This window comes from Pseudomonas sp. HS-18 (assembly GCF_020401845.1).
Taxonomy (GTDB): domain Bacteria; phylum Pseudomonadota; class Gammaproteobacteria; order Pseudomonadales; family Pseudomonadaceae; genus Pseudomonas; species Pseudomonas nitroreducens.
The window spans coordinates 5,382,786-5,403,942 of record NZ_CP084413.1 but is presented as its reverse complement, the minus strand read 5'-3'; the positions used below and the strand labels follow the sequence as shown (position 1 = coordinate 5,403,942).

Genomic DNA, 21,157 nt, shown 5'->3' with positions numbered 1-21,157 from the left:
GTCACGCCCGCGCTGCGTAAGGTGCCGCCAGCCAATGATGAGGAGCCGGACATGAGCGATCTGCAGGAACTGTTCGACAACAACGCCCGCTGGGCCGAAGCCATCAAGGAGGAGGACCCCGAGTTCTTCGCCAAACTGGCCCGCCAGCAGACTCCCGAATACCTGTGGATCGGCTGCTCCGATGCACGCGTGCCGTCGAACCAGATCGTCGGCCTGCTGCCGGGCGACCTGTTCGTCCATCGCAACGTCGCCAACGTCGTGCTGCACACCGACCTCAACTGCCTGTCGGTCATCCAGTTCGCCGTCGACGTGCTCAAGGTCAAGCACATCCTGGTCACCGGTCACTATGGTTGCGGCGGCGTGCGCGCCGCGCTGCAGCACACCCAGCTCGGCCTGATCGACGGCTGGCTGCGCACCATCCGCGACCTCGCCTACGAATACCGCGACCACCTCGGCCAGTTCGAGAAGGAAGAAGAGCGCGTCGACCGTCTCTGCGAGCTCAACGTCATCCAGCAGGTCGCCAACGTCAGCCACACCAGCATCGTCCAGAACGCCTGGCACCGTGGCCAGAAGCTCTCCGTGCACGGCTGCATCTACGGGATCAAGGACGGTATCTGGAAGGACCTCAACGTCACCGTCAGCGGTCTCGACCAACTGCCGCCGCAATACCGCCTGCGCCCACTCGGTCAGTCTTGAGCCGACGTCTTTGCGTCATCCCCGGTGACGGCATCGGCCGCGAGGTCGTGCCCGTCGCCATGGAAGTCCTGCACCGCCTGCTGCCCGATCTGCAGATAGAAGAGGCCGAAGCCGGCTGGGACTGCTTCCAGCGCCACGGCACTTCGGTGCCCGACACTACCTATGACCGCCTGCGCGACTGCGGCGCCGGATTGTTCGGCGCCGTTTCCTCGCCCAGCCACAAGGTCGAAGGCTACCGCAGCGCCATCCTCAGCCTGCGCCAGACGCTGGCGCTGAACCTCAACCTGCGCCCCGTGCGCTCGCGCCCAGTCGTCTCGCCGCGCGCAGGCATCGACTTGCTGGTCTTGCGGGAGAACAGCGAAGGCCTCTACAGCGGCCGTGAGCACTGGGAGGCGGAAGGCGTCGCCATCGCCGAACGAGTCATCAGCCGCACCGCCTGCGAACGCCTCGCCGCCGGCGCCGCGGAGCTTGCTCGCCTGCGCCACGCACGGCGCATCACCCTCGTGCACAAGGCCAACGTCCTGCCGCTCACCTGCGGCCTGTTCCGCGATACCTGCCGCGACCGGTTGGCCGAAGATGGCTGGAGCGACCTACTCGACGAACGCCTGGTCGATGTAGCCGCCCTGCAACTGGTCGAACGCCCGGAGTCTTTCGACCTCATCGTCACCACCAACCTCTTCGGCGACATCCTCTCCGACCTCGCCAGCCACTGGGGCGGCGGCCTAGGCCTTGCACCTTCGCTCAATCTTGGCGCCGGCATCGCCCTGGCCGAACCCGTCCACGGCAGCGCCCCGGACATCACCGGCACTGGCCGCGCCAACCCGCTCGCGGCCATCCTCAGTGCCGGCATGTTGCTGCGACATTACTGGCAGTTACCGGAACTGGCTGATCGCATCGATGACGCGGTGGATGCATTCCTGCGGGAGGAGGGGAGGGTGGACTTCGGGATCGAAACGACGCGGGTGATTGGGCAGGGTGTGTTGGAGCGGTTGGGCTGATTGAGCGATCTTGCCGGTCGCGGTGACCCTCGCTGACTATCGGCCCGAACTACGCTGAAAGCACCACTCTCCTGAGGTGCGCAGCATGTGCGGACGCTACGTCAGTCCTGAAGAGGCCGCCATCGAGCGCTACTGGCACATCGGTGCGCGCACACCGCCGCGCTGGTTGGAGGCCTGCTACAACGTCGCCCCGACCATGACCGTCCCCATCCTGCGCCACAACGAAAGCGGCCAGCTCGAACTGCTGCCCGCCCGCTGGGGACTGATCCCCAACTGGTGGAAGGACTCCACTCCGCCACGCTTCTCCTTCAACGCCCGCAGCGAAGAAGCTGCAGGCAAACCCCTCTGGCGGCACGCCCTGCGCAGCACTCGCTGCCTGATGCCCGCGCTGGGCTGGTATGAGTGGAACGAGAAGGAAAATCTGCGCAACCCGGCGGGCCGGCAAGTCCACCAGCCTTACTTCATCCACAGCGACACCGACCCCATCATCGCCATCGCGGGCCTCTGGTCCCTGTGGATGAGCCCCAATGGAGAGCCGGTCCTCTCTTGCGCCCTACTCACCAAATCCGCTGCGCCGAGCATCGAGAACATCCACCATCGCATGCCTGTGGTGCTGGCGCTGGAGAGCTCCGAGGAATGGCTGTCTACTGCCACCTGTAACGAGGCGGTCGACGACCTGATTCGTCACGCGCGGGAGGACTTTGCGGGACACCGGGTTTCCTTGCGGGTAAATGACACGCGGAATGATGGGGATGGCTTGCTGGCCGAGGCTGAGTAGTCGGGGAAAGAATGACTTTTCGCAGACAAATAAAAAGGGGTTTAGCTTTCGCTAAACCCCTTCTTTTATATGGTGGCTACACCGGGACTTGAACCTGGGACATCAGCATTATGAATGCTGCGCTCTAACCGACTGAGCTATGTAGCCGAGTGGCGCGCATTTTCCGCAGATCGAGGGGGGGTGTCAACCCCTTTTCTTGAATATTGTTCTGTTCTATCAATCGTTTAGCCGGTCGTGCGGGATTTTCGCGATGAGCGGCAGGGCGGGCAGCCATAAGAAAAAGCCCCGGCTGATGGCCGGGGCTTTTTCGTGTTTGGCTGGCGCTTAGACGTTGAAGCGGAAGTGCATCACGTCACCGTCCTTGACGATGTAATCCTTGCCTTCCAAGCGCCATTTGCCGGCTTCTTTCGCGCCCTGTTCGCCCTTGAACTGGATGAAATCGCCGTAGGCGACGACTTCGGCGCGGATGAAGCCTTTTTCGAAGTCGGTGTGGATCACCGCGGCGGCCTGCGGGGCGGTGGCGCCGACGCGCACGGTCCAGGCGCGGACTTCCTTCACGCCAGCGGTGAAGTAGGTCTGCAGGTGCAGCAGTTCGTAGCCGGCGCGGATCACGCGGTTCAGGCCGGGTTCTTCGAGGCCGAGGGATTCGAGGAACATGTCCTTCTCTTCGCCGTCGTCGAGCTCGGCGATCTCGGCTTCGATCTTGTTGCACACCGGTACGACCATGGCGCCTTCTTCTTCGGCGATGGCGCGGACGACGTCCAGGTGCGGGTTGTTCTCGAAGCCGTCTTCGGCGACGTTGGCGATGTACATGACGGGCTTGCTGGTCAGCAGGTGGAAGCTGCGCACGAGGCGCTTCTCGTCATCGCCCATGTTCTTCATCAGCGAGCGGGCGGGTCTGCCTTCGCTGAAGTGGGGGATGAGCTTTTCCAGCAGGGCTTTCTGGACCAAGGCGTCCTTGTCGCCGCCCTTGGCGTTGCGCGCGACCTTCTGCAGTTGCTTTTCGCAGCTGTCGAGGTCGGCGAAGATCAGTTCGAGGTCGATGATTTCGATGTCGCGCTTGGGGTCGACGCTGTTGGAGACGTGGATGACATTCTCGTCTTCGAAGCAGCGTACGACGTGGGCTATAGCGTCGGTCTCGCGGATGTTGGCGAGGAACTTGTTGCCCAGGCCTTCACCCTTGGACGCGCCGGCTACCAGGCCGGCGATGTCGACAAACTCCATGGTGGTCGGGATCACGCGCTCGGGCTTGACGATCTCGGCCAGCGCATCGAGGCGCGCATCGGGCATCGGCACGATGCCGCTGTTCGGCTCGATGGTGCAGAAGGGGAAGTTTTCCGCCGCGATGCCGGATTTGGTCAGGGCGTTGAACAGGGTGGACTTGCCGACGTTGGGCAGGCCGACGATGCCGCAGTTGAATCCCATGCTAGGTCCCTCGCGCCACGTGGCGGAAATAGAGGTGTAATCAGGCCTTCTGGCTGTGCAGCTTCTGCATCGCGCGGGTCCAATCCCCGTCGAGCATTTCCGGCAGCACGCCGAGGGCGAAGTCGATGCTGGTATCGAGCAGTTCCTGTTCGGCGCGCGGAGCGCGGCCGAGAACGAAACCGGAAACCAGGCTGCTATGCCCCGGATGGCCGATGCCAAGCCGCAGGCGATGGAAACCGTTCTGGTTGCCGAGCTGGGCGATGATGTCGCGCAGTCCGTTGTGCCCGCCGTGTCCGCCGCCCTTCTTGAGCTTGGCGACGCCGGGAGGCATGTCGAGTTCGTCGTGGGCCACCAGGATGGCTTCGACCGGAATGCGGAAGAATCCGGCGAGCGCCGCCACGGCCTGGCCGCTGCGGTTCATGTAGGTGGTGGGAATCAGTAGACGAACGTCGCGGCCCTTGTGGCTGAACTTGCCGACCAGGCCGAAGTACTTCTTGTCGAGAGACAGGTTCGCGCGTTGCGCGTCCGCCAGTCGCTCAACGAAAAGGGCCCCCGCGTTATGCCGGGTCTGGTCGTATTCAGGGCCTGGATTTCCCAGGCCAACGATCAGTTGTACGGCAGTCACGACGGGGGCCCCTTCCTTAAAGGCAATGGTGCGCGCGATTACTCGGCAGCAGCTTCGCCTTCACCTTCTTCTTTCACTACGCGGGAAGCGTGGATGTTGGCGACGGCCAGGTCGTTACCGTGGGCCAGTTGCACCAGCTCTACGCCTTTGGGCAGTTTCAGGTCGGACAGGTGAACGATCTGACCCAGTTCTACTTTGGCCAGGTCGACTTCGATGAATTCCGGCAGGTCTTTCGGCAGGCAGGAAACTTCGACTTCGGAGATCACGTGGGAGATCTCGCCGCCGCCAGTCTTGACGCCAGCAGCAGTAGCTTCGTTCAGGAAGTGCAGCGGAACGTGAGCGGTCAGCTTCTGGCCGGCAACGACGCGCTGGAAGTCAGCGTGCATGACGAAGCCTTTGGACGGATGGCGCTGCAGGGCCTTGATCAGTACGGTTTCCTTGGCGGAACCGACGTTCAGGCTGATCACGTGGCTGAAGGCAGCCTCGTTTTCCAGCAGTTTGGAAATCTCGCGCAGTTCCAGGGTGACGGATTGCGGGGCTTTTTCGCCACCGTAGATCACAGCCGGGATCAGGCCAGCATTACGACGCAGGCGGCGGCTCGCACCTTTCCCCAGGTCGGAACGCTCTTGGGCATTCAGTACAAAATCAACCATTTGACTATCTCCAAAATGACAAGATCGCCCGGACGCTTGCGACCAGCGTTCGGGCGATTTTGCTGATGCTCCGCCGACATGGCGAAGCGCTTTACGTCAGGCCTGTCCCGCCTTAGCGGAACATGGCACTGATCGATTCTTCATTGCTGATGCGGCGCATGGCTTCAGCGACAACCGGAGCGATGTCCAGCTGGCGGATGCGGCCACAGGCTTGTGCAGCAGCGGACAGCGGGATGGTGTTGGTCACCACCAACTCGTCCAGTACGGAGTTCTCGATGTTCTCGATGGCGCGGCCGGACAGCACCGGGTGGGTGCAGTAGGCGATGACCTTGGCGGCGCCGTGCTCTTTCAGAGCCTTGGCGGCGTGGCCGAGGGTGCCGGCGGTATCGACCATGTCGTCGACCAGTACGCAGGTACGGCCTTCGACATCACCGATGATGTGCATGACTTCGGACTGGTTGGCCTTCGGACGACGTTTGTCGATGATGGCCAGGTCGACGCCCAGGGACTTGGCGACGGCGCGCGCACGCACCACACCACCGATGTCCGGGGAGACGATCATCAGGTTCTCGAAGCGCTGGTCTTCGATGTCGTCGACCAGTACGGGCGAGCCGTAGATGTTGTCGACGGGGATATCGAAGAAGCCCTGGATCTGGTCGGCGTGCAGGTCAACGGTGAGTACGCGGTTGACGCCTACGACGGTCAGCATGTCGGCAACGACTTTGGCGCTGATGGCCACGCGAGCGGAACGCGGGCGGCGATCCTGGCGGGCGTAACCGAAGTAGGGGATGACTGCCGTGATACGAGTCGCCGAGGAGCGGCGGAAGGCATCGGCCATCACCACCAGTTCCATCAGGTTGTCGTTGGTCGGTGCGCAGGTCGGTTGAATCAGGAAGACGTCCTTACCACGAACGTTTTCGTTGATTTCAACGCTGATCTCGCCGTCGGAGAACTTGCCGACAGAAACGTCACCGAGGGGGATGTGCAGCTGCCGTACGACACGGCGTGCCAGATCGGGGTTGGCGTTCCCCGTGAAAACCATCATTTTGGACACGCTGCGGTACCTGTGTCGGCTTGAGGGTAGGCCCGGTTGAGCCAGAAGAAAATGGCAGGGGCGGCTGGATTCGAACCAACGCATGGCAGGATCAAAACCTGCTGCCTTACCGCTTGGCGACGCCCCTGTAGCTTACAACTTGCGGAGCAATGTGTTCGTTGACGCTGTACGTATAACCCCTTGGGTTAATGGCAGGGGCGGCTGGATTCGAACCAACGCATGGCAGGATCAAAACCTGCTGCCTTACCGCTTGGCGACGCCCCTGTATCGTACAACCGATTACATTACTGCTTCTCAGGCCTGGCCTTGCAGCTTTCGGTGCAACATCGAGATGTTACGGCCCTGGGCAACAAAACTCGGCAGAGTGGCCGGAAGTTGGCGGCGAACTTTATCAGCATCGCCCTTGTTTGGGAAGCTCCCAAACACACAAGCTCCGGTGCCGGTCAATCTCGCTTCGGTAAATTTACCTAGCTGGATCAGTGCGTTACGTACATCCGGGTAACGCTTCTCGACGACCGGCTGGCAGTCGTTATGACCGTCCACCCCGAGAAGGCTGCGAACTTTAATGGGCGGAGTATCCCGTGTCAACTCGGGATCGGAGAAAACTTCTGCTGTGGAGACAAAGACTTGCGGCACAACTACGAGGAACCAGGGCTCGTCGAGTTCCACTGGCGTGAGCTGCTCGCCGACGCCTTCGGCAAATGCCGCTCGGCCGCGTACGAATACCGGGACGTCTGCGCCCAGGCTCAGGCCCAGTGCGGCAAGGCGGTCTTCGTCCCAGCCCAGTGACCACAAATGATTCAGCGCCAGCAGGGCAGTGGCGGCATCGGAACTGCCGCCGCCAATGCCACCGCCCATGGGCAGGCGCTTGTCCAGCCAGACATCGGCACCCAGCTTCGTGCCGGATTGTTCCTGCAGCCGGCGTGCGGCTTTCACGATCAGGTTGCTGTCGTGGGGCACGCCTGCGATGTCGGTGTTCAGGCGGATTTCGCCGTCCTCGCGCACAGCGAACTGGAGTTCGTCGCCATGATCGAGAAATTGGAACAGGGTCTGCAACTCGTGGTAGCCGTCGGCGCGGCGGCCGGTGATGTGCAGGAACAGGTTGAGCTTGGCCGGTGCCGGCAGGGTCAGGCGGTCTTGCATGTCACTGCTGGCTCGCCTGGCCCAGCTGGCGCGGTTGCCAGGTTTTCACCACCAGGGTGACGTCCAGGTCCTGGCCGTGCAGCTTCAGGCGCTCGGGCAGCCAGTAGCCGTTCTGTTCGCTGTAGCGGGTGTATTCCACGTCCCAGCCGTCCTGTTGCAGCCTGGCCAGGCGGCTGTCGCTGTCGAGGGTTAGGCGACTCTTGCTGTCCGGGGCGGGCAGGCCGCGAATCCACCAGAGCAGGTGGGAAACCGGCAGGCGCCAGCCCATCTGCTGTTCCAGCAACTCTTCGGGGGAGGCGGCTTCATAGCGGCCCTGGCCGGCGACTTCGAGGGTCACGGCGCCTTCGCGGCCGGTCAGCCGCGCGGCGCCGCGGCCGAGCGGGCCGGACAGGCGGATGTCGTAGTAGTCCTGGCGCTGCAGCCAGAACAGGGTGCCGCTGCCCGAATCCTTGGGCGCGCGGATGCCGACCTTGCCGTCGATCTGCCAGCCGTCGAGGGTGGCGATACGGGCCTTGTGGGCATTCCAGGCGGTGGCGTTGCCCTGGCCTTCCAGGGCTTCGTGGGTGCCGAAGCTGGAGCAGCCGGCCAGCAGGGCCAGCGCGGCAGCGCCGATCAGGTGACGTAAACGCATAAATCAGAGGGTTCCGGAGCCGGTCAGGCGCAACATGGTGTCGCGCAGGACGGCGCTGTCAGGCTGGCTTTGCAGGGCGGTGGCCCAGACCTTGCGGGCTTCGCTCTGCTTGCCCTGGGCCCAGAGTACTTCGCCCAGGTGCGCGGCCACTTCGTGGTCGGGGAAGCGTTCCAGCGCCTTGCGCAGGTAGCTTTCCGCTTCGCTGAGGTTGCCCAGGCGATAATTCACCCAGCCCAGGCTGTCGAGGATCGCCGGGTCGTCCGGGTTCAGCGAGTGAGCCTTCTGGATCAGGTCGCGGGCTTCGCTGTAGCGGGTGGTGCGGTCGGCCAGGGTGTAGCCCAGCGCGTTGAGCGCCATGGCGTTGTCCGGCTCGCGCTGGATGATCAGGCGCAGGTCCTGCTCCATCTGCGCAAGGTCGTTGCGCTTCTCGGCGAGCATGGAACGGGTGTAGAGCAGGTTGAGGTCGTCCGGGAACTGCTTGAGGCCTTGCTGGATGACGCTCCAGGCGCGATCGACCTGGTCGCGGTTGGACAGGCCTTCCGCTTCGATCAGGTACAGCTGGATGGCGTAGTCCGGTTGGCGGTCGCGGGTTTCGGCGAGGCGGCGCGAGGCATCGTCATAGCGTTTCTGGTCCAGCAGGATCTCGGTGGAGCGCAGCTGGGCCGGGAGGAAGTCGTTGCCCGGTCCGACCAGGGCGTACTCCTTGAGCGCGGTTTCCGGGTCCTTCTGCTCCTCGGCCAGGCGGCCCAGGTTGAAGTGGGCGGAGTCGACGTGGCTGTCGCGCTCCACCAGTTCCTGCAGGTAGACCTTGGCTTCGTCCCAGGCCTGGGCTTCGAGGCAGACCAGGGCCAGGGAGAAGCGCAGGTCGTCGTCATCGGGGAATTGCTCGACCAGCGCGGAGAACTCGGCCTTGGCGTCTTCCAGGCGGTTCTGCTCCACCAGCAGGCGGGCGTAGGCGAGGTGGACGCGCTTGTCGTCCGGGTGTTCCTTGATGCCGGCCTTGAGCAGTGGCAGCGCTTCATCGCTGCGCTTCATGCTCTGCAGCAGGCGGGCGCGCAGCAGCAGCGGGGCGACGTCGTGCTTGCTGGCGGAATTGTCTTCGAGCAGGTGCAGGGCTTCCTGCGGGCGGCCGTCCTGTTGCAGCAGCAGGGCCTTGCCGAACAGCAACTGGCCGTTGTCCGGGTACTTCTTCAACAGGCGATCGAAGCTCTGCAAGAGGCCTGCGCGGGTATCCGGGTCGGTCTCGGCGGCGGACAGCGCGAGGAAGTCGAAGTGGGTGTCGCCCTGGCCATTGAGGACTTTCTCCATGTACACCATGGATTCGTCGTACTGCCCGGTGCGCGCCAGCTGGATGGCGGCGGCGCGCTGGGCGTCGAGGTTGTCCGGCGCGGCCTTGGCCCAGATCAGCGAGGTGTCCAGGGCTTCCTGGTCAGCGCCCAGGTATTCGGCGATGCGGAACGCGCGCTCGGCGACGCCCGGGTCGCGGGTTTCCTTGGCCTGCTCGACATAGTTGGCGAGGGCGATGTCGAAGCGGTTGCGCTGGCCTGCCAGTTCGGCGGTCAGTAGCGAGAACATCGTGTCCTCGCTGAAGGAGCCGTACTTCTGGTCCTTCTGGGCAGCCGCGGCCTTGTCCTTCTCCGCGGAAGCACTGTCGGAATTTTTCTGTGTAAGAGACTGGCAGCCGCCGAGCAGCAGCAGAGCAGTCAGCAGCGCAAGAGACTTGTTCATAGAGGAAGGACGAGGGCCTGACCTGCGAAATGGGACCATCATGACATAAGGAAAGTGCCAATCCCATGGGCAAGCGCCGCTGGATGGCCTGTATACGATTTGCAGTGTGCGATACGTCGCGGGTGGTTGTCCTTCACTGGCCTAAGTAGGACAATTGCGGGCTTTCCGATCAGCATCAGCGATTCTGCATGGCCTTCATTGCCCTCGGCATCAACCACAAGACCGCGTCCGTGGCCGTGCGCGAGCGCGTGGCTTTTACTCCCGAGCAGATGGTCGAGGCCCTGCAGCTGCTGTGCAGGCTGACCTCCAGCCGCGAGGCCGCGATCCTCTCCACCTGCAACCGCAGCGAGCTCTACCTGGAGATCGAACACCCGGATGCCGGCGACGTGCTGGCCTGGCTGGCCGATTACCACAACCTGGGCATCGATGACCTGCGCGCCTGCGCCTACGTCCACCAGGACGAGGAAGCCGTGCGCCACATGATGCGCGTGGCGGCCGGCCTGGATTCCATGGTACTGGGCGAGCCGCAGATACTCGGGCAGATGAAGTCCGCCTACGCGGTGGCCCGCGAGGCCGGCACCGTCGGGCCGATGCTCGGGCGCCTGTTCCAGGCTACCTTCAGCACCGCCAAGACCGTGCGCACCGACACGGCCATCGGCGAGAACCCGGTGTCGGTCGCATTCGCCGCTGTAAGCCTGGCCCGGCAGATATTCAGCGACCTGAGCCGCAGCCAGGCGTTGCTGATCGGCGCCGGCGAGACCATCACGCTGGTCGCCCGCCACCTGCACGAGCAGGGCGTGAAGCGCATCGTGGTCGCCAACCGCACCCTGGAGCGCGCCAGCCAACTGGCTGAGCAGTTCGGCGCCCGCGCCATCCTGCTGGCAGACATGCCGGACGAGCTGGTCAACAGCGACATCGTCATCAGTTCCACCGCCAGCCAGTTGCCCATCCTCGGCAAGGGCGCGGTGGAGCGAGCCTTGAAGCAGCGCCGGCACAAGCCGATGTTCATGGTCGATATCGCCGTGCCGCGCGATATCGAGCCGGAAGTCGGCGAGCTGGAAGACGTCTACCTCTATAGCGTCGACGACCTCCACGAAGTGGTCGCCGAGAACCTCAAGAGCCGCCAGGGCGCCGCCCAGGCCGCTGAGGAGCTTGTCGGCGATGGCGTCGTCGAGTTCATGCAGCGCCTGCGCGAACTGGCCGCGGTCGACGTGCTGCGCGCCTATCGCCAGCAGGCCGAGCGCCTGCGCGACGAGGAAACCCAGAAGGCCCAGCGTCTGCTGGCCAATGGCGCCGACCCGATGGAAGTCATCGCCCAGCTCAGCCGTGGCCTGACCAATAAATTGCTGCACGCCCCCAGCGTGCAGATGAAGAAACTCTCCGCCGAGGGCCGCATCGATGCGCTGGCCGTCGCGCAGGAACTGTTCGCCCTCGAGGAGGGCACTGACAAGCGATGAAAGCGTCCCTCCTGAAAAAGCTGGATATCCTCAGCGATCGCTTCGAAGAGCTCACTGCGCTCCTGGGCGACGCCGAGGTGATCAGCGACCAGACCAAGTTCCGCGCCTACTCCCGTGAGTACGCCGAGGTGGAGCCGGTGATCCTTGCCTTCCGCGAGTTCCGCAAGGTGCAGTCCGATCTTGAAGGCGCCCAGGCGCTGCTCAAGGACAGCGACCCGGACCTGCGCGAAATGGCCGAGGAAGAAGTCGCCGAAGCGAAGAGTGCGCTGGTTGGCCTGGAGGACCGCCTGCAGCGCATGCTGCTGCCCAAGGACCCCAACGACGGCCGCAACGTCTTCCTGGAAATCCGCGCCGGCACCGGCGGCGACGAAGCCGCGATCTTCTCCGGCGACCTGTTCCGCATGTACTCGCGCTACGCCGAGAAGCAGGGCTGGCGAGTGGAAGTCATGTCCGAGAACGAGGGAGAGCATGGCGGCTATAAGGAAGTGATTGCCCGCGTCGAGGGCGAAAGCGTCTTCGCCAAGCTCAAGTTCGAGTCCGGCGCACACCGCGTGCAGCGTGTGCCGGCGACCGAGTCCCAGGGTCGTATCCACACCTCGGCGTGCACCGTCGCGGTGCTGCCCGAGCCGGACGAACAGGCGGCCATCGAGATCAACCCAGCCGACCTGCGCGTGGACACCTACCGCTCCTCCGGTGCCGGCGGCCAGCACGTGAACAAGACCGACTCGGCGGTGCGCATCACGCACATTCCGTCGGGCATTGTGGTCGAGTGCCAGGAAGAGCGTTCGCAGCACAAGAACCGCGCCAAGGCGATGGCCTGGCTGGCGGCCAAGCTCAACGACCAGCAGCAGGCCGCGGCCCAGCAGGCGATCGCCAGCACGCGCAAGCTGCTGGTCGGTTCGGGTGATCGCTCCGAGCGCATCCGCACGTACAATTTCCCTCAGGGGCGCGTCACCGATCACCGCATCAACCTGACCCTGTATTCCCTGGGGGAAGTGATGGAAGGCGCGGTGGAGCAAGTGATCGAGCCCTTGCTGCAAGAGTTCCAGGCCGACCAGCTGGCCGCGCTCGGCGATTAAGAGAGCGACAGACCATGGCAACCATCATGACTCTGCTCAACGAGGCGCAATTGCCGGACTCGCCCAGTGCGCGCCTGGATGCCGAGCTGTTGCTCGCCGCCGCGTTGGGCAAACCGCGCAGCTTCCTGCGCACCTGGCCCGAACGCGTGGTCAGCCGCGAGGCGCACGACCTCTTCGACCGCTACCTGGCGCGCCGCCTAGCCGGCGAGCCGGTGGCCTACATCCTTGGCCGCCAGGGCTTCTGGAGCCTGGACCTGGAAGTCGCGCCGCATACCCTGATCCCGCGCCCGGACACCGAACTGCTGGTGGAGACCGCGCTGGCGCTGCTGCCGGCCTCGCCTTCCCGCGTGCTCGACCTGGGCACCGGCACTGGCGCCATTGCCCTCGCGCTGGCCTGTGAGCGCCTAAGCTGGCAAGTGCTGGGTGTGGACCGCATTCCCGAGGCCGTGGCCCTGGCCGAGCGCAACCGCGAGCGCCTGCGCCTGGCCAACGTCGCCTTCCGTGCCAGTCACTGGTTTTCTGCGGTCAATGGCGAGCGCTTCTCGCTGATCGTCAGCAACCCACCCTACATTCCCAGTACCGACCCGCACCTGAAGCAGGGCGACGTGCGCTTCGAGCCGTCGAGTGCTTTGGTCTCCGGCCAGGACGGGCTGGACGACATCCGCCTGATCATCAACCAGGCGCCGAACCATCTGGAAAATGGCGGTTGGCTGATGCTCGAACATGGCTTCGACCAGCCCGACGCCGTGCGCGACCTGCTGCTGGGCCGCGGCTTCACTGCCGTGGAAAGCCGCCGTGACCTGGGCGGCCACGAACGCATCAGCCTGGGGCGCTGGACATGCTGACCGACAACGAACTGCTGCGTTACAGCCGGCAGATTCTCCTGCCGCAGATCGATGTGGATGGCCAGCTACGCCTGAAAGACAGCCGTGTGCTGATCGTCGGCCTTGGTGGCCTTGGTGCGCCGGTGGCGCTGTATCTGGCCGCTGCCGGTGTCGGCGAGCTGCACCTGGCGGACTTCGATACGGTCGACCTGACCAACCTGCAGCGGCAGATCATCCACGACAGCGACAGCGTGGGAGTGAGCAAGGTGGATTCCGCCATTGCCCGCCTCACGGCGATCAATCCGGACGTGAAGCTGGTCGCCCATCGCCAGGCGCTGGACGCCGACTCCCTCGACGCCGCGGTTGCTGCCGTCGATCTCGTACTGGATTGCTGCGACAACTTCGGCACCCGGGAGGCGGTCAACGCCGCCTGCGTTGCCGCGAAGAAGCCGCTGGTGAGTGGCGCGGCCATTCGCCTGGAAGGGCAGCTCTCGGTGTTTGACCTGCGCCGTGAGGAAAGCCCCTGCTACCACTGCCTCTATGGCCATGGCAGCGAAGCCGAGCTGACTTGCAGCGAGGCCGGCGTGGTCGGTCCGCTGGTGGGCCTGGTGGGCAGCCTGCAGGCATTGGAAGCGCTGAAGCTGCTGGCTGGTTTCGGCGAGCCGCTGGTGGGCCGCCTGCTGCTGATCGATGCGCTGGGCTCGCGCTTCCGCGAGCTGCGGGTCAAGCGCGATCCGCAGTGCGCCGTGTGCGGAGCGGCACATGGCTGATGCCGCGCCGGTCGGTGTGTTCGACTCCGGCGTGGGCGGCCTGAGCGTCCTCCACGAAATCCGCGCGCGGCTGCCCCATGAATCGCTGATCTATCTCGCCGACTGCGGCCATGTACCCTACGGCGAGAAGACTCCCGAGTACATCCGCGCGCGTTGCCGTGCCATCGCCGAATTCCTTCTGGGCCGTGGCGCCAAGGCGTTGGTGCTGGCCTGCAACACTGCAACGGCCGCTGCGGCCGCCGACCTGCGCGAGCTTTATCCACAGCTGCCCATCGTTGCCATGGAGCCGGCGGTGAAGCCCGCCGCCGAGGCGACCCGCAGCGGTGTGGTGGGCGTACTCGCCACCACCGGGACCTTGAAGAGTGCGCGATTCGCCGCGTTGCTGGATCGTTTCGCCAGCGATGTGAGGGTTATCACCCAGCCTTGTCCTGGGTTGGTGGAGCGCATCGAGCTGGGCGATCTGGACGGCCCCCAGACCCGTGAACTGCTGATGAGTTATGTTGCGCCGCTGCTGGCCGAAGGCTGCGACACGCTGATCCTGGGCTGCACGCACTATCCTTTTTTGCGTCCGCTGCTGCGCCAACTGGTGCCCGCGGACGTTTCGCTGATCGACACCGGGGCCGCCGTAGCTCGCCAGCTTGAGCGGGTGCTGCAGGCACGGGGGATGCTGGCTGAAGGCCACGCAAAAAAAATTGAGCTATGGACCAGCGGCGCAGTCGAAGCCTTTGAACCGGTATTGCCAGTGCTCTGGGGAACTGACGAACCTGTCAGTCACTTCCCTGGCTGATGGAAAAATAGCTAGCTATCTACTTTGGTCTGTCAGTAAATGCTGACAAATGGCCTTATAATTGCCAGCTATTCGCGGGGATTTTTCATTCAGCTTTCTAATAAAGGACGTTTCGATGAAGAAACTGCTCTCGCTTGCCACTGTGGCAGCTCTGACTCTCGGATACATGGTCTCTTCGCAGGCAGCCAGCCTGACCGGCGCTGTCGGTTTCACCGGGCAGAACGACATGACCTACCGACTGGGCCTGGGTTTCGACTGGGACAAGAGTTGGTGGGAAACTTCGACGGGCCGCCTCACCGGTTACTGGGACGCCGGCTACACCTACTGGGAAGGCGGTGACCAAGCCAGTGGACGCCACTCGCTGTCCTTCAGCCCGGTATTCGTCTACGAATTTTCCGGCGAGAAGGTCAAACCCTTCGTTGAGGCAGGTATCGGCGTAGCCGTCTTCAGCGGTTCCCGTGTCGGCGACCAGGACCTGGGTGGCGCCTTCAACTTCGAGGATCGCCTGGGCGTCGGCCTGCGTTTCGGAGAGGGCCAGGCCTTGGGTGTCCGGGCCATGCACTACTCCAACGCCGGTATCAGCCAGCCGAACGATGGCATCGAATCCTACAGCCTTTATTACACGCATCCGCTGTAACAGATCGCTGATAAAAAGCCGGGCCCAGCGCCCGGCTTTTTTATGTGCGCCATATCGAGGTTCAGCCGCACCCACGAAGAGGGGCCTCAGCGGGAGTTTGCGAGGCTTTTGAACGCCTCCAGCGCCCGCTCCCGCGTGGCCGAGAGGTCGCACATCGGCTGTGGATAACCGTCAGGCCCGAACAGGCCCTGCTTCGACGGATCGTGCAGCGCGCGCCCCTGCAGTCCGGCCAGCTCCGGAACCCAGCGGCGGATGAATCGGCCGTCCGGGTCGAAGCGCTCGGATTGCGAGATCGGGTTGAAGATGCGGAAGTAGGGCGCCGCATCGGTCCCCGTGGAGGCGCTCCACTGCCAGCCGCCGTTGTTCGCCGCCAGGTCGCCGTCGATCAGGTGGCGCATGAACCAGCGTTCCCCCTCGCGCCAGTCGATCAGCAGGTTCTTGGTCAGGAACATCGCCACCACCATGCGCAGGCGGTTGTGCATCCAGCCGGTGGCGAGCAACTGGCGCATGGCGGCGTCGATGATGGGGAAGCCGGTACGACCCTGCTGCCAGTCTTCCAGGTCCTTCTTGTCCTGGCGCCACTTCAGCTTCTCGGTGTCTTCGCGGAATGCGCGGTGCCGGCTCACGCGCGGGAAGCCGACCAGGATGTGCTTGTAGAACTCGCGCCAGAGCAGCTCGTTGATCCAGCTGACTGCGCCACTGTTGCCGGTCTCGAACTCGCCATGGTTATTCGCCAGCGCCGCATGCAGGCATTGCCGGGGCGAGAGCACGCCAGCGGCCAGGTAGGGCGATAGGCGGCTGGTGCCGTCGCGGGCGGGAAGGTCGCGGGTGTCCTGGTAGGTCCTGAGGATCTCGTCGGTGAACAGCACGATGCGCTCGTGCGCGGCGTCTTCGCCGGCGGGCCATTCTTCGCGCAGTTGCGGCGGCGGAGGCTCGAAGCCTTCTATGTATTCGGGCACCTCATCGCTGGCGATATTCAGCTCCTGCTGTGAGCGGGGCGCAGGCACAAGGCTGGGTACGCTCAGGTTGAGGCGTTCGTAGCAGACCTTGCGGAACTGGCTGTAGACCTGGAAGTAGGTGCCGCTCTTGGTGAGGAGGGTGCCGGGTGTGAAGAACAGCTGGTCAAGGTGGCTGCGCAAGCGGACACCGCTGTGCACCAGCTCCCTCTCCACGGCGGCGTCGCGGGCCGTTTCGTTGACGCCGTACTCCTCGTTCACGTGCAGCGTCTCGATGTCCAGCTCGCGGCAGAGTTGCGCGATGACCTTCGGTGCCTCGTCCCAGTAGTCCGCTGTGCGGATGAGCAGCGGGATGTGCAGCTCGCCGAGGCCGGTGCGCAGCTCGCGCAGGTTGCGCAGCCAGAAGTCGACCTTGCTCGGTGCATCGTCGTGGCGTTGCCACTGGCTGGGGCTGAGCAGGTAAAGGGCTATCACCGGTCCGCGCTCGGCGGCGGCGTGCAGGGCACTGTTGTCGCGCAGGCGCAGGTCGGTGCGCAGCCAGACGAGTTGGCGCTTCATGCAGCCTCCCCGTTGAGCAGGTGCAGCTCGCGCAGCAGGTCGAACGCGGCGACTGGGTCGCTCGCCAGGTGCAGCGGCGGTTCGCCGATGGCCAGTTCCTGCAGCGCATCGGGGTGGATGGCAGTGGCGGGGCCGGCCAGCAGGCGCGGGCAGTCGACGCCAGCCAGCAGTCTGGGCAGTTGCAACAGATTCAGCGTGTGGCTGGAGTAGAGCAGCACGGCGCGTGGCTGCAGTCGCTCCACCGCCAGTGCCAACTCGCCCGGCGGTAGCGGGCAGTCGAGTATTTCCAGTGGGCAGCCGGCGCTGCTGGCCAGCCAGGCGGTGAGCCACAGGCCCGGCTCCAGCGGCAAGCCGGACTGGTTGACCAGCAGCAGCGGGGCACCGCGTTGCTGGCGGTTGTGGTGGTACAGGCGGGTGCCGAACTTGGTGCGCAGCCAGGTATGGAAGAACACCCGTTCCAGCTGCGCGCCGAACTGGCCCTGCCAGCGCCGTTCCAGTTCGTCCAGCAGCGGCAGCATCAATTGTTCGCAGAGTGTCTGTGCGGGGTAGATCGCCAGCGCGCCATTGAACAGTTCGTCCAACTGGCGCTCGCTGATTCGGCCGATGGCGGCGATGCATTGCTGGCGCAGGTCGTCCCAGGGGGAGGCGGAGGTGTCCACCGGCAGCGGCGCGTTGTCGTCGAGTAGCGCGCGGATCTTGCTCACTGCCACGCCTCGGCCGAGCCAAGTAAGGATGGCCTGGATGCGCGAGATCTGCGCTTCGGAGTAGAGGCGGTGGCCCTTGGGCGTGCGCTGGGGGACGACCAGGCCGTAGCGGCGTTCCCAGGCGCGCAGGGTGACCGGGTTGACGCCGGTGCGCCGGGATACTTCGCGGATCGGCAGCCAGCCGTCGGCCAGGGCCTGGCGGTAGTCGTCGTCCGACTCGCGGTGAGGGTGGTCGGGGTTCATGGGGATCCTGTGGGTACGTCAGATGGCATTGCGCAGGCTCAGGTCTTCCGGGTGCGGTTGCAGGTAAGCCTGAGCGTCGATGTAGGGGTGCGGGTGCAGGCGGAAGTGGTGCTTGAGCAGGGTCAGCGGCACCACCAGCGGTATCACGCCTTCGCGGTACTGATCGATCAGGCGCTGCATCTCGGCCTTCTCGGCGGAGGGCAGGTCGTGCTTGAGGTAGCCGGCCAGGTGCTGCAGGACATTGCTGTGGGTACCGCGGGTGGCGCAACTACCCAGGGCCTGCATGAAGTCGCGGAAATATCCCGGGGCGAAGTCTTCCAGCGGTTGTTCGCCGATCTTCGCCAGACGCTGGCCGAGGGCGCTGTACTGACGCGGGTTGTGTGCCAGCAGCTGGTACTTGTAGCGCGAGTGGAAGGTGATCACTGCATGGCGCGTGAGGCCCTGGGTACAGAGCTTCTGCCATTCGGCGCAGGCGAAGACGCGAGTGAGGAAGTTCTCGCGGATTACCGGATCGTTGAGCCGGCCTTCTTCTTCCACCGGCAGTTCCGGGCGCGCGGCGCAGAAGGTTTCCGTATACAGCCCGCGCCCGCCCGCTGAGCGCAACTGGCCGTCGAAGCGGTACAGCTTCACCCGGTGCAGGCCGCAGGAGGGCGATTGCTGCATGAAGATGTAGCCACAGATGTCCTGCTGCAGAGTGGCCTGCTGGCGGCCGAAATTGCGCAGGGCTTCGCTGACGTCGCGGCCGCCCTCGCGCTGGATCAGCGCGCGGGGATCATCCTGGTCGCCCACCAGACGCAGGGTTGGGCGTGGCACGCCGAGGCCGATGGCGACTTCTGGGCACAGCGGGACGAAGTCGAAATAGCGGCTGAGCACGTCCAGGCACAGTCGCGAGGCCTTGTGCCCGCCGTTGTAGCGCACCGGTTCGCCCAGCAGGCAGGCGCTGATGCCGAGCTTGGGACGTGGCGGGATGCTGGACATGGTTTTGACCGATTTCTTGTACATGATGATTTATTTGTACAACTATCGGCCAGGATAGACGCAAGCCTGTACAAGTGCAAAGCTTTGTACAGGGGCGGGACGCCAGCGTGGGGCTTCACGGCCTCTCCGGAAGGTGAGGGCCGTGCGCGATCAGAGGTGTTCGAGCAGGCGGCGGGCGGCTTCCAGGCCGCTCAGCCAGGCGCCTTCGACGCGACCGGAAAGGCACCAGTCGCCGCAGGCGTAGATGCCCAGGTCAGCATCGGCGAGGGCGCCGAACTGATGGGCTTCCATGGGCCGGGCGTAGAGCCAGCGGTGGGCGAGTGCGAAGTCGGGCGCGTGCACGGCGCAGCCGATCAACTCGGCGAAGGCCCCGCGCAGGTGTTCGATCACGCTTTCCTTGGGCAGGTCGATGTGCTGCTTGCTCCAGCCGCTGGCGGCGTGCAGCACCCAGGTGTCCAGTTGTTCGTCGCGCCCCGGCTTGGAGTGGTTGCTGGCCAGCCAGGACAGCGGGCCCTCGTGGACGAAGCAGCCTTGCACCGGCGTATCCAGCGGTTCGCGGAAGGCCAGGGCGACGGCCCAGGTGGGTTCCATGGGAATGCTCGCGGCGGCGGCGGCCAGCTTAGGCGCGCTGGCCAGGAGGGCGGCGGCCTGTGGCGCAGGGGCGGCGACCAGCACGCGGCTGAACGGACCGTGCGTCTGCCCCTCGGAGTCCTGCAGGTGCCAGTGCTCCTCGCCGCGGTATACCTCGGTGATGCGGCAGGCGAAGGTGACGACCTGGTCCTGCAGCAGTGCACGAGTAATCGCGCTCATGCGCGGGGTGCCGACCCAGCGTGGCTGCTCGTCGGGAGAGGGGCTGAGCTCGCCGTCGCGGTACTGGTAGAGGGCTGGGTCCCATTCGGCGACCCAGCCATGCTCGCGCCACTGCTGAATGGCGTCGAGGAAGCGGCGGTCGCGGGCGGTGAAGTACTGTGCGCCGAGGTCCAGTGCACCGGCCTCGCTGCGCTTGCTGGCCATCCGGCCGCCGCTGCCGTGGCCCTTGTCGAACAGCTGGACGTCCTGTCCGGCGTCACGCAGGGCGTGGGCCGCCGAGAGTCCGGCGATACCGGTGCCGATAATGGCAATGGGGGCGCTCATGACATGCCTCGTATTCTGGGTCTTTCAGCGTAACGAGCGGGATACTCTTGTACAAACGAAACTATCTGTACAATTGTGTTTCAGTTGCCTGCGCTCGTCATCGATAGGAATCCGATCATCGGAACCTTCGGTGCCGCATCGGTTCATTCAGAGATGAGCCCGGCTCGGGTTCCGGCACTTACAGCGTAGACCTCGCCGCAGAGGGAGTGTCAATGCAATCGCCTCCCTCTCGTCCAGACTGATGGAAGGTGGAACAACGCAACAAGGAGTTCGCCATGCATATTCTCTTGACCGGCGGTACCGGCCTGATCGGCCGCCGCCTCTGCCGCCAGTGGAGCGCCAAGGGGCACCAGCTCACCGTGCTCAGCCGCCAGCCGCAGCGCGTTCCGTCGCTGTGCGGCGAGACGGTGCGCGGCATCGCCGACTTCGAAGGCTATGGCGATGGGCCGCTGGACGCAGTGGTCAACCTGGCCGGCGAGCCGATTGCCGACAAGCCGTGGAGTGCCCGGCGCAAGGCCTTGCTGTGGGACAGCCGGGTGCGCCTGACCGAGCGCCTGGTGGCCTGGCTGGAAAGCCGCAGCCAACGCCCGGCAGTGCTGATCAACGGCTCGGCGGTCGGCTGGTATGGCGACGCGGGTGAGCGCCCGTTGGAAGAGAACAGCGCAGCGGCCGGCGAAGACTTCGCCAGCGAGCTGTGCTTGGCCTGGGAGCAGATCGCCCGCGAGGCCGAGGCACTGGGCATCCGTGTGGTCCTGGTGCGTACCGGGTTGGTGCTGGCGCCCGAAGGTGGCTTCCTCAAGCGCCTGTTGCCGCCGTTCCGCCTGGGCGCGGGCGGGCGATTGGGGGACGGTCGCCAGTGGATGTCCTGGATCCATATAGAGGACCAGATCGCCCTGATCGATTTTCTTTTGCGCAAGGCCGATGCCGAGGGTCCCTATAATGCTTGCGCGCCGCAGCCGGTGCGCAACCGTGACTTCACCCAGGAGCTGGGCCAGGCACTGCACCGGCCGACGCTGATGCCCATGCCGGGTTTCGCCCTGCGCCTGCTGCTGGGCGAGATGTCGACCCTGCTGCTGGGCGGCCAGCGCATCGTGCCGCGACGCCTGCTGGACGCCGGCTTCGAGTTTCGTTTCCCGGAGCTGAAGGAGGCCCTGGCCGACGTGCTTCGCGAGGCCCGCTGAACCCCGGCCTGCCGAGGCCCTGCGACATCGGTGACAGCCTCGGGGCCTCTTGATGGAGCGAGCTGCGTGTAAACTGCGCAGCCCGCACGATGACCGCCTACCGCACCGGTTTAAGGAC

Annotated in this window: 21 protein-coding genes and 3 tRNA genes; 10 read left to right on the top strand and 14 right to left on the bottom strand. The window is 64.8% G+C overall.

The genetic code is table 11. The features are described from left to right. Nucleotides 1–51: 51 nt before the first annotated feature. The 3 genes from can (at nt 52) to LDJ84_RS25220 (ending at nt 2,472) form a co-directional block, all read left to right on the top strand. Nucleotides 52–696 (top strand): carbonate dehydratase, encoded by a 645-nt coding sequence (gene can / locus LDJ84_RS25230; protein WP_024766618.1) that lies wholly within the window; start codon nt 52–54, stop codon nt 694–696. Next, a complete protein-coding gene (locus LDJ84_RS25225; protein ID WP_226045578.1) occupies nt 693–1,694 on the top strand; it encodes an isocitrate/isopropylmalate dehydrogenase family protein in 1,002 nt (333 codons plus the stop codon). The genes can and LDJ84_RS25225 overlap by 4 nt, the downstream gene beginning before the upstream one ends. Nucleotides 1,695–1,779: 85 nt before the next feature. After that, nucleotides 1,780–2,472 (top strand): SOS response-associated peptidase, encoded by a 693-nt coding sequence (locus LDJ84_RS25220; protein ID WP_024766620.1) that lies wholly within the window; start codon nt 1,780–1,782, stop codon nt 2,470–2,472. Between the two features lie 70 nt (nt 2,473–2,542). Here the strand turns inward: LDJ84_RS25220 and LDJ84_RS25215 are convergent. From LDJ84_RS25215 to LDJ84_RS25170, 10 genes are all read right to left on the bottom strand, one after another. Further along, a tRNA-Met gene (locus LDJ84_RS25215) sits at nt 2,543–2,619 on the bottom strand. Nucleotides 2,620–2,796: 177 nt separating this feature from the next. Next, on the bottom strand, nt 2,797–3,897 hold the full coding sequence (gene ychF / locus LDJ84_RS25210) for a redox-regulated ATPase YchF (RefSeq protein ID WP_024767096.1): 1,101 nt from the start codon (nt 3,895–3,897) through the stop codon (nt 2,797–2,799). 40 nt (nt 3,898–3,937) lie between these two features. Further along, nucleotides 3,938–4,522 carry an aminoacyl-tRNA hydrolase gene (gene pth / locus LDJ84_RS25205; RefSeq protein ID WP_024767097.1) on the bottom strand — a complete coding sequence of 195 codons (585 nt, stop codon included), beginning with the start codon at nt 4,520–4,522 and terminating at the stop codon, nt 3,938–3,940. A 38-nt stretch (nt 4,523–4,560) separates the two neighbouring features. Then, complete coding sequence (locus tag LDJ84_RS25200; RefSeq protein WP_024767098.1) at nt 4,561–5,175, bottom strand: 50S ribosomal protein L25/general stress protein Ctc; 615 nt, start codon at nt 5,173–5,175, stop codon at nt 4,561–4,563. A gap of 112 nt (nt 5,176–5,287) precedes the next feature. Then, a complete protein-coding gene (locus LDJ84_RS25195) occupies nt 5,288–6,229 on the bottom strand; it encodes a ribose-phosphate pyrophosphokinase (RefSeq protein ID WP_015478849.1) in 942 nt (313 codons plus the stop codon). Between the two features lie 52 nt (nt 6,230–6,281). Continuing rightward, nucleotides 6,282–6,356: transfer RNA gene (locus tag LDJ84_RS25190), tRNA-Gln, on the bottom strand. Between the two features lie 62 nt (nt 6,357–6,418). Further along, nucleotides 6,419–6,493 (bottom strand) — tRNA-Gln (locus LDJ84_RS25185). 30 nt (nt 6,494–6,523) lie between these two features. After that, nucleotides 6,524–7,372 carry a 4-(cytidine 5'-diphospho)-2-C-methyl-D-erythritol kinase gene (gene ispE, locus LDJ84_RS25180; protein WP_170859804.1) on the bottom strand — a complete coding sequence of 283 codons (849 nt, stop codon included), beginning with the start codon at nt 7,370–7,372 and terminating at the stop codon, nt 6,524–6,526. Between the two features lies 1 nt (nt 7,373). After that, on the bottom strand, nt 7,374–8,003 hold the full coding sequence (gene lolB / locus LDJ84_RS25175; protein ID WP_024762571.1) for a lipoprotein insertase outer membrane protein LolB: 630 nt from the start codon (nt 8,001–8,003) through the stop codon (nt 7,374–7,376). Nucleotides 8,004–8,006: 3 nt separating this feature from the next. Beyond that, nucleotides 8,007–9,773, bottom strand: a complete 1,767-nt coding sequence (locus LDJ84_RS25170; RefSeq protein WP_226045577.1) for a tetratricopeptide repeat protein — start codon at nt 9,771–9,773, stop codon at nt 8,007–8,009. A 146-nt stretch (nt 9,774–9,919) separates the two neighbouring features. Here LDJ84_RS25170 and hemA point away from each other — a divergent pair, with 146 nt between their 5' ends. The 6 genes from hemA to LDJ84_RS25140 all read left to right on the top strand — a co-directional run bounded on the left by hemA (nt 9,920) and on the right by LDJ84_RS25140 (nt 15,285). Then, nucleotides 9,920–11,188: a glutamyl-tRNA reductase gene (gene hemA / locus LDJ84_RS25165; protein ID WP_038803562.1), complete on the top strand. Its 1,269-nt coding sequence runs from the start codon at nt 9,920–9,922 to the stop codon at nt 11,186–11,188. Continuing rightward, the gene (gene prfA / locus LDJ84_RS25160) at nt 11,185–12,267 is read left to right on the top strand and encodes a peptide chain release factor 1 (protein ID WP_024762573.1); all 1,083 of its coding nucleotides are present in this window, start codon (nt 11,185–11,187) and stop codon (nt 12,265–12,267) included. Before hemA ends, prfA begins: the two co-directional genes overlap by 4 nt. Nucleotides 12,268–12,281: 14 nt before the next feature. Then, complete coding sequence (prmC, locus tag LDJ84_RS25155) at nt 12,282–13,112, top strand: peptide chain release factor N(5)-glutamine methyltransferase (protein WP_084358748.1); 831 nt, start codon at nt 12,282–12,284, stop codon at nt 13,110–13,112. Continuing rightward, nucleotides 13,106–13,861 (top strand): molybdopterin-synthase adenylyltransferase MoeB, encoded by a 756-nt coding sequence (locus LDJ84_RS25150; protein ID WP_084358747.1) that lies wholly within the window; start codon nt 13,106–13,108, stop codon nt 13,859–13,861. The genes prmC and LDJ84_RS25150 overlap by 7 nt, the downstream gene beginning before the upstream one ends. Then, on the top strand, nt 13,854–14,648 hold the full coding sequence (murI, locus tag LDJ84_RS25145; protein WP_024762575.1) for a glutamate racemase: 795 nt from the start codon (nt 13,854–13,856) through the stop codon (nt 14,646–14,648). The genes LDJ84_RS25150 and murI overlap by 8 nt, the downstream gene beginning before the upstream one ends. A gap of 115 nt (nt 14,649–14,763) precedes the next feature. After that, on the top strand, nt 14,764–15,285 hold the full coding sequence (locus LDJ84_RS25140) for an acyloxyacyl hydrolase (RefSeq protein WP_084358746.1): 522 nt from the start codon (nt 14,764–14,766) through the stop codon (nt 15,283–15,285). Nucleotides 15,286–15,371: 86 nt separating this feature from the next. On the opposite strand, the gene phrB is transcribed toward LDJ84_RS25140, so the two are convergent. The 4 genes from phrB to LDJ84_RS25120 all read right to left on the bottom strand — a co-directional run bounded on the left by phrB (nt 15,372) and on the right by LDJ84_RS25120 (nt 19,858). Continuing rightward, entirely contained in the window at nt 15,372–16,799 is a 1,428-nt protein-coding gene (gene phrB / locus LDJ84_RS25135; RefSeq protein WP_196912739.1) for a deoxyribodipyrimidine photo-lyase, read from the bottom strand. Continuing rightward, nucleotides 16,796–17,746 (bottom strand): MerR family transcriptional regulator, encoded by a 951-nt coding sequence (locus LDJ84_RS25130; RefSeq protein WP_084358744.1) that lies wholly within the window; start codon nt 17,744–17,746, stop codon nt 16,796–16,798. Before LDJ84_RS25130 ends, phrB begins: the two co-directional genes overlap by 4 nt. Before the next feature lie 18 nt (nt 17,747–17,764). Beyond that, on the bottom strand, nt 17,765–18,724 hold the full coding sequence (locus LDJ84_RS25125; protein ID WP_037011966.1) for a YbgA family protein: 960 nt from the start codon (nt 18,722–18,724) through the stop codon (nt 17,765–17,767). Nucleotides 18,725–18,874: 150 nt separating this feature from the next. Next, entirely contained in the window at nt 18,875–19,858 is a 984-nt protein-coding gene (locus LDJ84_RS25120; protein WP_226045576.1) for an NAD(P)/FAD-dependent oxidoreductase, read from the bottom strand. 275 nt (nt 19,859–20,133) lie between these two features. On the opposite strand from LDJ84_RS25120, the gene LDJ84_RS25115 reads away from it, so the two are divergent. Next, nucleotides 20,134–21,039: a TIGR01777 family oxidoreductase gene (locus tag LDJ84_RS25115; protein ID WP_084358743.1), complete on the top strand. Its 906-nt coding sequence runs from the start codon at nt 20,134–20,136 to the stop codon at nt 21,037–21,039. Nucleotides 21,040–21,157: the final 118 nt, after the last annotated feature.